Genomic DNA, 10,937 nt, shown 5'->3' with positions numbered 1-10,937 from the left:
AAACGCCCTATTTTAATTTAAATAGGGCGTTTTTTTGCAATGCATTTTTAAAAGCTATCATTTCTGTTTCTTTTAATCGTACTGATTGTTTATAAAATTCTATATGCCGCTCATGATGCGTATCAGAACCTGTGAAATCGATTAGGTTTTTATCAAGAAGTTTTTTAGCAATTTCTAATACAGCTTTGCCATAATACCCTGTAACAGAAAGAAGATTTAACTGAAAAAGGCATCCTGCCTTTTTTAATTTTTGATATTCATCAAATGCTTTGTGATAAAACAAATAGCGTTCAGGATGTGCTAAAACAGGCTTATATCCCTGCATCTGAATTTCAAAAATAATTTCTTTAAGTTGTAGCGGTGGATTAATGTATGACATCTCCACTAATACATGGTTGTCCTTTAATGTAAGCAGTGGGTCAGTTGCTAAACGGTCTAAAAATACATTATCCATCAGGTATTCTGCGGCTGCAGAAAAGGGATTTAATACTCCCTGATCTTTGTAGAATGAAGCAATAAGCTTTTCTTTATCTTTTATATCTTCTGTAGTATTATTATATACACCTGGTAAAACATGAGGTGTAGTGATAAACTGCGAAAAACCCAGCTCTCTTAACCTGTTAACTAATAACAGGGAATGATTTTCATCTGTAGCGCCATCATCAATACCGGGTAAAAGATGTGAATGTATATCAACATAATTATCCGGGATTAGTTCAGCTAATGTAATTTTTGGTTTTTTGAAGAAAAGCACAGTACTATTTTTTAAAAAAATAATGAAACACGAGCCAATAGTGGCCATTATTTTTATTTTCTATATAATTCAACAGTTTTGAGCTGTTTAGGCCATATACTTGCAAATATAACAACAATAACCAAGGCTATTAATGGTAAGACCATTAATAAATAAGGTTTTGAAAGCATTATAATTACGTATAAAATTACCAGTAATAAACAGATGCTTCCAACCACTTTGGCATATTTATATTTTTTAAAAAGGCTATAATATAGCAATACTAAAAACAACGGATTGAAAAGCAGAGCATTATAATTTTGTGTTATTTCGGCGTGATAAGAATAATATCCAACAAAACAAAAGAAAAAGCCTATTAACCCTAATATAGCAAGCAGTGTGTTACGCAGAAGCGCATAGCGGCTGCCAACCATAAGTAAAAGGCATGCAATTGCATAAGTATAAAAATTGTTCCACCAGGCAGCTTTTTCCTGGTTTGTGGTGCTTTTATAAATAGTAGTAACAGGCTGTGCAAGGGCTTTGCCATTTGGCATTGTTGTGTTGCTTACACCTTCTAATAACTGCTTTGGTAAAAAGAGTTTATACATAGGTACATCAGTTCTATGGCCGAAGATAAGATTGATTCCCAGGTTTTCATAAAATTTATTATCCAGGTTTTCGTAAATGATAGTACGGTTGGTTTTACCGGAATCGCTGTTTTGTAATGATATTTTTCCATCAATATGTTTATTAATTATATCAGCAACCATAGTAGTACAGTTACGGTCAATAAACTTATAGGTGTATTCACGGTTTTCCGGCAACAGGGAGTTATTAAGTTCTTCTGCTATATATTGTTTTTGTACCGGGCTAAGGTTAAGTACCTGTTCAAAAACATCGCGGTCATAGTATTGATAGGTGTATAAAAAGTCTTGGAATGCGCTAACCGATACAAAGTATTTAAGATCACCTTTTACAAATTTCAGATAAAAATTAGGCGTATCAAAATCAAAGGTTCCGTAATTGAATACTACATCAAAGCCTTGGCTTATGTTTTTTACGCGTATGGCTGTATGTCCGAAAACAGAATAGAGCTCATTACCCGGACCGCAGGTTAGCAGGCTTACTGTAGTAGTATTGTTGCCAGGTTGCCGTGCATCCTGGGCATAAGATTGTAAAACGGTAAGGCAAATAATAAAAGCAGCAAGAAAAAATTTCAGGCGGGCCATATCAGGTTCTTTTATCTGCTAAAGATACCTAAATCTGCTTTAAGAGAAAAAATATTTGAATATAAAGCGGCGCTTTGGTCGCCAATATCAGTAAGGGCATAATCTATCTGTATACCCTTGTACTTAAACCCAACCCCAATGTTTGGCTGAAAGCTAAGGCTCTGGGTGTTGTCTAATTGCTTTTGGTTTTGAAAATTACCCACACCGGCTCTTAAAAACACCATATCTATGTAGCTAAATTCAAATCCGGCGGCGGGGTCAATACTTACAAAATCCAGATTAATAATGTCATTGGTTTTTGCAAACTGCATGTTAAGGTTTACTGCTGCAAGAAGGCTATAATCGTAATGAAACATAAATTTTTTAGCAACTCCCAATTGTGCTTTTGGCAATGTTATCTCAGTAGTTTCAGGAAGCTCCTGATTTTCTCCAGGTATGGCATCGCTAATAGTGGCAAATTGCTCTTCGTCAATGGCCCATACATTATAAGTTGTAGTAATATCACGCAACATTACACCTAATTTCCACTCGTTATCGCTTTCATATTGTATGCCGATATCAAAGCCAAAGCCCCATGAATTTGCAAAATCGCCAATAACACGACGTATAACTTTGGCATTAATGCCATAATTAATACCGTCAAGTGGCAACGCGCGGGCATAAGAAAGTGTAACCCCATAATCGGCAGTAGAAAAAAGGCTGATACGGTTATAGTCAATATTGCCTTCGCTATCAATAAGCTGTGTAGTATTCAAAATGTCATCAACCCCAAAACGTATTACCGAAATACCCAGTGCACTACGGTCATCTATAGCCATAGCATATGCGGCATAGTCATACTGTGCAATATTGGCAAAATAGCTGGCATGCATAAGTGCCAGCTGCCTGTCTTCTACTTTTAAAAGGCCTGCGGGATTCCAGTAGCCCGAGTTTACATCGGCCGTTTGGGCAGTTACCGCATTGCTCATACCCAGTGCCGCTGCATCAACCCCAATACTCATAAATTCGTTGGAATATTTACGCGCCGTTTGGCTGTGTGCCTGCATAAGTAAAAATAAAGCAGAAATTAAAAGTAACTTTTTCAATACTGTTATTTTGTGCAAATATGACATAAAAATCTCAATTACTAAACTCTATTTCTATTAACTTATTGTGTTACCTTTGCATTGCGTATAAATAATAACTTATGTCTGTTAATAAACAAATACCCAATATCGTTACACTACTTAACCTGTCATCAGGACTTATAGCCCTTATTTACGCATTTAATACCCATTGGCAACTTGCTTTTTTTTGGGTATGTATGGGCATTTTTTTTGATTTCTGGGACGGTTTTTTAGCCCGTGTGCTAGATGTTAAAAGTGAAATGGGTTTACAGCTTGATTCTTTGGCCGATATGGTAACCAGTGGCGTGGTGCCAGGATTAATTATGTACCAGATGCTTTCGGGTATTGCAGATAACAGCCCGGAGCGTTATAACCTCTCGTATGATAATTATTATCTTGGCCTCCTGCCATATCTGGGTTTTGTTATTACCCTGGCTTCGGGTTACAGGCTTGCTAAGTTTAATGTTGATACCCGTCAAACCGATTCATTCATTGGCCTGCCTACACCTGCTAATGCCCTTTTTATATTAAGCCTGCCGGTAATACAAAGCCATAGCGATGGTAATGGTTTTGTGTTTGATCTGCTGAGCAATCCTTATATATTGGTTGGTATTTGCTTTTTGAGCGCTTTTATGCTTAATGCCCCGGTACGCCTGTTTTCGCTTAAAATAAAGTACTTTAACTGGGCTACCAATAAAACACAGATTATATTTTTAATTGTTTCTGTAATAGTGCTTTCGTTTTTACAATATACGGCTATACCTTTAATCATCCTTTTTTATGTGTTGCTTTCGGTAATTGCAAATGCCACCTGGGCAAAAACAGCGTGATTTTATGCCGCGTAATGTGCCTAAAAAAAATATTGCGCAAAAAAGGAAGCCAAAACCAAAGGCTGAACAGGCAGGGAACGATACCCTGCTTAAGGTGTTAAAATTTTCGGTTTATCTTTTTATGGTATCCTGCATTATAGCGGCAACCTATAATTACCGGCATGGCATTTTATACTACCTTGGCTTTAAAACCGATAAGAGAGTTGAAAACCTTACCCGTAAAGAGCGTAAAATTGCCGATCTGCGTATTTATGAAATTGTAGAGCGATATAAGGATAAAGTATTTGGTATAGATGTATCGCACTACCAAGGGAGCATTAACTGGGATACAATAGCGCAAAATAAAAACACTTTTCCTATTCATTTTATTTTTATAAGGGCTACAGCCGGCAAAGATGGCCGCGATACAAAATATAACCGTAATTGGAGCGGAGCATCAAAATCCGGTATGATCCGGGGGGCGTACCACTATTATCGGCCTGACGAAAACTCTATAAAACAAGCTGATAATTTTATAAAAACAGTTACCCTTGCCAAAGGTGATTTGCCGCCTGTACTTGATATTGAAAGGATTCCTAACACGCAAAGCCTGGACAGCCTTAAGGCAGGACTAAAGCGTTGGCTGAACAGGGTAGAAGGGCACTATGGCGTTAAACCCATTATTTATAGCGGAGAAAGTTTTTATACCGATTTTTTAAAAGAAGAATTTAAGGGCTATAAGCTATGGATTGCCAATTACAGTTTTTTGGAAGACAAGATACGGGATGAATGGCACTTTTGGCAGTTTACCGATAAGGCTGCCATAAATGGAATTGATGGAAATGTTGATGTGAATATTTATAATGGCACGATGGAGGGGTTGAAAGAATATTTAATTACACGCTTATAGATTTTTTTACATTTAGTGGTTAATTTACGTTTTAATTTTAAATTTGAAAAAATAAACCAATAAATCAAAGTGAAAGCTGTTATAAGTAAACCTTTTCCAGATGTACATAATCTACATGAGCCTGATTCAAAATCTCTGATAGAATTTTTAAATGCCAACAGCAAAAGTTTTGGCTCAATTGAATACCTGGCCGCTTTTGCTGACAACTTTAAGGTTAGCAATGAATCCGGATGCCGCATAGCCAATAAATATCTGGCTATAGAGCGCGAATATTTTGAGGACACAGAAGCTGGTGAAAACTATACACCAAGTGGAGCTAAACAAAGCAAGGGCCTATTTGAATATGCTTATGAATTGCCAGACTCAGTAGAAGGATTAAATAAAACAGCAGATAAGTTTGTTTTACTGGATACTGTTAAATCTCATAGATGTGCAACTAGTGAAAAGTGCTATACATGCAGGGGTAGTGGTGTGTGTAGTAGCTGTCATGGCAGGAGGTCTAAGGTTTGCAGGTCATGTAGTGGAAAGGGTGTGAAACAGGAAACCGTAAATGGTACTACAAAAACCAGCAGTTGTTTTTGGTGTAGTGGAGATGGAAATATTGATTGTTCAAGTTGCTATGGCAGGGGCGGGTGTACCGATTGCGGAGCATCTGGCAAGGTAATTTGCAGTACTTGCGATGGCATTGGTGTATACCAGTCTTTTAAGGGTATTAGTTCACTTAAAAAGTCTTTTGCAAAGGTGTTTCTTTTTTCTGAATATCCAAATTTGGAAGAAGCATTAAAATTTACGGAAAACAGTGCCGTTTATGATGATGATGTTATAGAATGGGAAAATGAAAATACAATACTTTTTGACAACCGGGAAAATGTGAAAGATATTAATAGTTATACCCCGGAGTTAATTAAAGAATTAAAAGAATATAATGACAATACCCGTATAGGCCGCCTGCACTCGCGTATTGAAAATATACCGGTTACAAAAATAAATTTTTCGTTTGAAGGAGAAGATTATGAAATTTTTATAACCGGAGAAAATAATATAGTTTATTATACAACACTCCCGAAAAACCACAGTTACAAACAAGGCTGGTTTACGCGGCTTATGAACTGGTTTTATGCCAAAAACCGAAAGGCTGCATTTATGTATATAGCCGCCTATATGTTAAAATCTGATGATATTTTTGATGATGATGAAAAAGAATTTTTTAAAAATTTTCTGAAAGGTTTACCCCTTAACGAATCGAGAAAAGAAAAAATTAAGCAAAACATCAGTGGGAGTTTGTCATTAGAGGAAATCAAGTCCCGTATAAAGGTGGTTAAAAAAGATCGGAAGGCATTAATATTTGCATGGCATTGTGCTATAAAAAACGGTATACATACAGAGGCAGAAGAAAGTGCGTTTAACAGGCTATGTGATTTTTTTAAGGTAGGGAATGAAGAAAAAGAAAGCATTAAACATAAAGCCAGGCAGTTTTCGGGTCTTACCATGAAGCAAATGTTAAATGAATATTTTAAATAATTATGGATTCAAAATTATTTAAGGCGGCCAAAATTGGCAATATAAGTTTGTTTAGAAAGGGGCTGGAAGAGGAGGATATTAATGAAAAGAATGAGTTAGGAAATACACCACTAATGGAGGCCATAAAAAATGGGCATGTACAGCTTGTAAAGTTTATTTTGAGCCGAAATCCTGATACATCACCATCTTTAAAAAATGATGATGGCTATTCGGTTACAGATTTAGCTATGCAAACATCAGATCCGGATATGCTTGCCCTTTTCAATATAGATTATAAATCATCCGGAGGTAGCGGCACAAGTATATATAAAAAACTCCTTGAAGACTTAGTGCCAATAATACTAAACGTTCTGCCTGTTGCCAAAAAGCTTGAAGAGAATCATTTTCAATATATAATTGAAGACTTTACAAAAATAATGCTGCTGGCTACCAAGGGTGGAGAAATGAAAGAGATTTATAAATTCAGTTTCGGGCTTGTATGCACGATGATAGCACCATCTGATCTTAATTTTGAAAGCCTTAGTCAAATACCCGAAACAGAAGCAGTCAAAATTTTAATAGACATTTACAACAGTCAGGAAGAGTTTTTTAATAAACTTAAAACCTATAATTATGATTTTACACTAAACTCAATTGATGCTGTTGAAGATGATGATATAGCGCTATTAAAAAAGTCTTTTTATGAGTTTGCAGAGGTTGTAGTAAAAGCTGATGGTACTGTTACCCAAAGCGAAATTGAAAATCTTAAAAACATCAACGAAAAATATTTTAGCCTTAATAAACCGTACGACAATTTAAAGGAAGGTGTAAAAGCAATTTATACAACTGATAAAAACACCTTGCTTAGGGAAGCTCTGTCTGAGCTTAACGATTTGACGGGGCTTGATAATATTAAGCAAGACATTAAATCTCTGATAAATGTTATAAATGCAAATAAATTACGCCGTCAGGAAGGGTTACCAGAGTTTAAATCATCAATGCATGCTGTTTTTTTCGGTCCACCCGGCACCGGTAAAACTACAATAGCAAGGATACTTTCAAAAATTTATAGTGCACTTGGGGTATTAAGTGGTTCAGCTTTTGTTGAAACCGACAGGAGCGGCCTTGTAGCAGGGTATGTTGGACAAACTGCCATAAAAACAGACAAAGTAATTGATCAGGCAATTAACGGGCTGTTGTTTATTGACGAAGCATATACCCTCAGCAGGAGTTCATCTGGCAATGATTACGGACAGGAAGCTATTGATACGATTTTAAAACGGATGGAAGACAACCGGGATAAACTTATTGTTATTGTTGCCGGGTATGAAAATGAAATGGCTCAGTTTATTAATTCTAATCCGGGGCTAAAATCAAGGTTTAGCCGTTATTTTTATTTCAGGGATTATGATGCCACAGAATTGACGGTAATTTATAAAAATATGGCAAAAAAAGCTGGTTTTGTACTTACTGAAAGTGCAGTTCAAAAAGTAAGTGTATTATTTTCTGATTTGTATGATAACCGCGACAAACAATTTGGAAATGCAAGGCTTGCCAGAAATATTTTTGAAAAAAGTTTTGAACGGCATGCAAACCGCACTGCTGCGATAGCACCAATAACGCGCGAAATACTCACGACGCTCGAAGAGGAAGATATACCTTTTAAAGAATATGCGATAAACAGCGAAAATGTTTTATAAAGTTACACACACTTCAGCGCGCACTTTTCGCCATCTATGGCTGCTGAAATAATACCGCCGGCATAACCTGCGCCTTCACCACAGGGGTAAAGGCCTTTTATTTGTACATGCTCCAGGGTTTCAGGGTTGCGCGGTATGCGTACGGGGGAAGAAGTTCTTGACTCCGGCGCGTGTAATATAGCATCATTGGTTAAATAGCCTCGCATAGCTTTTCCAAATTCCGTAAAGCCCTCACGCATAACCTGTGTTAAAAATCCAGGAAAAACCTGTCCCAACTCTACAGGTGTTGTACCGGGAACATAAGATGTTTTTGGGATATCGGCAGATAATTTGTTTTGGGTAAAATCTACCATACGTTGGGCGGGTACCCGTTGCGTTTCTCCGGCCAGGTGCCAGGCTTTTTGCTCTATGGCTTTCTGAAATTCCATGCCTGCCAGTGCACCGTGTTTGGCAAAAGGTTTAAAATCTTCTAATTTCAGTTCTACCACAATACCTGAGTTTGCTGTTTCCTGGTCGCGCTTGCTGGGGCTCCAGCCATTGGTTACCACCTCTCCGGGGCTGGTGGCACAAGGTGCGATAACCCCGCCCGGACACATACAGAAGGAATACATACCCCGCCCGTTTACCTGCTTTACAATTGCATACGGTGCAGGTGGCAGAAACTCGCCCCTGCCTGAGTTAAAATCGCAACTGTATTGTATACTGTCAATTAATTTTTGCGGATGCTCGGCACGTACACCCAAAGCAAAGGGTTTTGCTTCAATATGTATTTTTTTACGGTCTAATAACTCAAAAATATCACGGGCAGAATGCCCTGTTGCTAAAATAACTTTATCAGCTTTTATGGTACTGCCGTTTTGAGTTGCCACACCTTCAACAGCATTGCTTTTAACCAAAATGTCGGTTACCCGCGTGTTAAAAAGCACTTCGCCCCCATGCTCAATAATTTTATCGCGCATGGCTTTAATTATTTTGGGGAGCTTGTTAGTGCCTATATGCGGATGAGCTTCTACCATTATTTCGGGTGACGCACCAAAACCTACAAATAGGCGTAAAATGCGGTCTACATCGCCACGCTTTTTAGAGCGGGTATACAGTTTGCCATCGCTATACGTTCCGGCACCGCCTTCGCCATAGCAATAATTGGAGTCTTCGTTTACAATATGGTCCCGGTTAATAGCTTTAAGGTCGCGACGGCGTTCCTGTACATCTTTTCCTCTTTCCAGTACTATGGGTTTAAGTCCAAGTTCTATAAGTTGTAATGCCGCAAAAAGCCCGGCAGGGCCCGCGCCTATTATAATAACTTCACGGCTGTTGCTTACTTCGCGGTATTCGGGAAGAAGAACAGCACTTTCATTATAAGCTTCATTCAGGTAAACCGCCACCTTAAGATTTATTTTTACAGCCTTCTGGCGTGCATCAACCGAGCGCTTTAGTATGGCAACATGCGTAATATCCGCGGGGCTTACGTGCATAAGCTTTGCAAGGTGCGGTATCAGCAAAGGCTGCTGCGCAGCTACTTCCGGCGGCACCTGTATTAGGAGTTCTCTTGGCATGGGGCAAAAATAGAGAATTTTTTATTGTTCTTTTTTAATGGGTCTTTCAGAAATTAAGTCATTCATTGAAAGATAACTCCTATTGCTTCTGCTTCTTTCATAAATTTTACAGCTAAATCGTTGTTATCAATTTCAACAACAATTTCTTTACCTTCTAAAAGTAAATCAACATTCTGCTTTGCCTCTCTTAGTGACATCCCAAGCATTTCGTGCTGCAATTTGGTAAGTGATACCTTTTGTAACCCTTCTTTCCAACCCACCATAATAACTTTGGCATATACTATTAATTTAAAACAATAAAATCATTTTTTCTCTTCAAACGCATGCAGCGCAAAAGTCGCAAGCCAGTGCTCGCCCTCATAATTGCCGTCCACAATAGCGGGCAGGGAATAATTAAGGTGTTTATCGGCTATGGCCTTCAGGTGGCCTAATTGTATCGGGTATTGTCTGGCCAGTTTATAAAAATTCCACGCACGGCTAAAGTTCAGCCCATCCAGGTGTACCAAATGCCCATCACTTCGGTCAGATACTTTGCCCGGCTCCCATGTGTACTTTTTATTAAAGAGGGCAGGGGCGAAATCCCTCAGCCAATTCATAAATTCTTTGGCGGGCATAACCCGTTCCATGATACCTATCTCCTCCAGGCAGGGCGAAAGGAAATCGGTGCCGCTGGGTTCCCAGGTAAAAGGGCAGTCGGCATCATTTTTAAAAAGTCGCATAGCATTAGTGCGTATGCTGTTTTGCAGGGACTGGTTTTTGGTATCTAAAGCATAATCCCAAGCGAAAGACATGCCGAAGGCTGTATTGGTATGGGTGCCCACACGTAGCGGGTAATTCAGTTTCGGTAAAAACTCAACATACCGCTCTGCAATAAGGCTGCTTAAAGGCCGCAGGTTTTGTGCCAACTGCTGGGCAAACGGCTCATTATACGTGTCGAGTTCCTGTTGTAGTTTTAGCAGCCATGCCCAACCGTAGGTACGCTCAAAAGATTTTTCGTGGTTTTTGCTCAGGTAGGCTACTTCACTGTCAATGTTTTCTTTGCTGAGGTTTATTGTAAGCTTGCTAATTATTTCTTCGCGGTTAGCAAGATTGGGGAAATGTTTTAGCAGGTACACCAGGCTCCAGTGCCCATGTACGGACGAATGCCAATCAAAACAGCCGTAAAAGGCAGGGTGCAGCGCTTTTGGGTTTTGCACCTCGGTAGAATCTATAAGCATCTGGCTTAGTTTATTGGGATATTCCTGCTGCATACATTTTAATGGCAGCGAAGCCAGGCCATTGGCACGCTCTATGGTGAGTTGCTGTGAAAAAGCGAGTGTAGAGGTTAAAACTAATGCGGCTACTATAAATTTCATGAAAATGATTTTTTCAAAAATAACAAAAAATACCAGAGG

General features: G+C 38.6%; 10 protein-coding genes. 4 read left to right on the top strand and 6 right to left on the bottom strand.

The window, feature by feature from the left end:
* Positions 1-7: 7 nt before the first annotated feature.
* Genes ABS766_RS10935 through ABS766_RS10925 form a run of 3 tightly spaced genes read right to left on the bottom strand, consistent with a single transcriptional unit; the run spans position 8 to position 3,047 of the window.
* Entirely contained in the window at positions 8-754 is a 747-nt protein-coding gene (locus ABS766_RS10935) for a tyrosine-protein phosphatase (RefSeq protein ID WP_408085193.1), read from the bottom strand.
* Between the two features lie 53 nt (positions 755-807).
* The gene (locus tag ABS766_RS10930) at positions 808-1,962 is read right to left on the bottom strand and encodes a DUF4105 domain-containing protein (RefSeq protein ID WP_408085192.1); all 1,155 of its coding nucleotides are present in this window, start codon (positions 1,960-1,962) and stop codon (positions 808-810) included.
* 11 nt (positions 1,963-1,973) lie between these two features.
* A complete protein-coding gene (locus ABS766_RS10925) occupies positions 1,974-3,047 on the bottom strand; it encodes a putative type IX sorting system protein PorV2 (RefSeq protein ID WP_457809844.1) in 1,074 nt (357 codons plus the stop codon).
* A 101-nt stretch (positions 3,048-3,148) separates the two neighbouring features.
* Here ABS766_RS10925 and ABS766_RS10920 point away from each other — a divergent pair, with 101 nt between their 5' ends.
* The 4 genes from ABS766_RS10920 to ABS766_RS10905 all read left to right on the top strand — a co-directional run bounded on the left by ABS766_RS10920 (position 3,149) and on the right by ABS766_RS10905 (position 7,987).
* Positions 3,149-3,898, top strand: a complete 750-nt coding sequence (locus tag ABS766_RS10920) for a CDP-alcohol phosphatidyltransferase family protein (protein WP_408085191.1) — start codon at positions 3,149-3,151, stop codon at positions 3,896-3,898.
* A 4-nt stretch (positions 3,899-3,902) separates the two neighbouring features.
* A complete protein-coding gene (locus ABS766_RS10915) occupies positions 3,903-4,787 on the top strand; it encodes a glycoside hydrolase family 25 protein (RefSeq protein WP_408085190.1) in 885 nt (294 codons plus the stop codon).
* A gap of 69 nt (positions 4,788-4,856) precedes the next feature.
* Positions 4,857-6,308, top strand: coding sequence for a hypothetical protein (locus tag ABS766_RS10910; RefSeq protein ID WP_408085189.1), 1,452 nt, complete (start codon positions 4,857-4,859; stop codon positions 6,306-6,308).
* 2 nt (positions 6,309-6,310) lie between these two features.
* Positions 6,311-7,987: an AAA family ATPase gene (locus tag ABS766_RS10905; RefSeq protein ID WP_408085188.1), complete on the top strand. Its 1,677-nt coding sequence runs from the start codon at positions 6,311-6,313 to the stop codon at positions 7,985-7,987.
* 2 nt (positions 7,988-7,989) lie between these two features.
* Here ABS766_RS10905 and ABS766_RS10900 read toward each other — a convergent pair whose 3' ends face one another.
* The 3 genes from ABS766_RS10900 to ABS766_RS10890 all read right to left on the bottom strand — a co-directional run bounded on the left by ABS766_RS10900 (position 7,990) and on the right by ABS766_RS10890 (position 10,898).
* Positions 7,990-9,543: an NAD(P)/FAD-dependent oxidoreductase gene (locus ABS766_RS10900; RefSeq protein ID WP_408085187.1), complete on the bottom strand. Its 1,554-nt coding sequence runs from the start codon at positions 9,541-9,543 to the stop codon at positions 7,990-7,992.
* A gap of 62 nt (positions 9,544-9,605) precedes the next feature.
* A complete protein-coding gene (locus ABS766_RS10895) occupies positions 9,606-9,806 on the bottom strand; it encodes a hypothetical protein (protein WP_408085186.1) in 201 nt (66 codons plus the stop codon).
* Positions 9,807-9,845: 39 nt separating this feature from the next.
* Complete coding sequence (locus tag ABS766_RS10890; RefSeq protein ID WP_408085185.1) at positions 9,846-10,898, bottom strand: DUF2891 domain-containing protein; 1,053 nt, start codon at positions 10,896-10,898, stop codon at positions 9,846-9,848.
* Positions 10,899-10,937 lie beyond the last annotated feature (39 nt).

Origin of the sequence: Flavobacterium rhizosphaerae, from assembly GCF_046000445.1 — a bacterium.
Classification (GTDB): domain Bacteria; phylum Bacteroidota; class Bacteroidia; order Flavobacteriales; family Flavobacteriaceae; genus Flavobacterium; species Flavobacterium rhizosphaerae.
This window is presented reverse-complemented; position numbering and strand designations above follow the sequence as displayed.

Bases quoted from the DNA above. Each gene is read 5' to 3' on its own strand.
- ABS766_RS10915 (WP_408085190.1), top strand. From the start codon at position 3,903: ATGCCGCGTAATGTGCCTAAAAAAAATATTGCGCAAAAAAGGAAGCCA.
- ABS766_RS10900 (WP_408085187.1), bottom strand. From the start codon at position 9,543: ATGCCAAGAGAACTCCTAATACAGGTGCCGCCGGAAGTAGCTGCGCAG.
- ABS766_RS10905 (WP_408085188.1), top strand. From the start codon at position 6,311: ATGGATTCAAAATTATTTAAGGCGGCCAAAATTGGCAATATAAGTTTG.
- ABS766_RS10920 (WP_408085191.1), top strand. From the start codon at position 3,149: ATGTCTGTTAATAAACAAATACCCAATATCGTTACACTACTTAACCTG.
- ABS766_RS10895 (WP_408085186.1), bottom strand. From the start codon at position 9,806: ATGGTGGGTTGGAAAGAAGGGTTACAAAAGGTATCACTTACCAAATTG.
- ABS766_RS10930 (WP_408085192.1), bottom strand. From the start codon at position 1,962: ATGGCCCGCCTGAAATTTTTTCTTGCTGCTTTTATTATTTGCCTTACC.
- ABS766_RS10890 (WP_408085185.1), bottom strand. From the start codon at position 10,898: ATGAAATTTATAGTAGCCGCATTAGTTTTAACCTCTACACTCGCTTTT.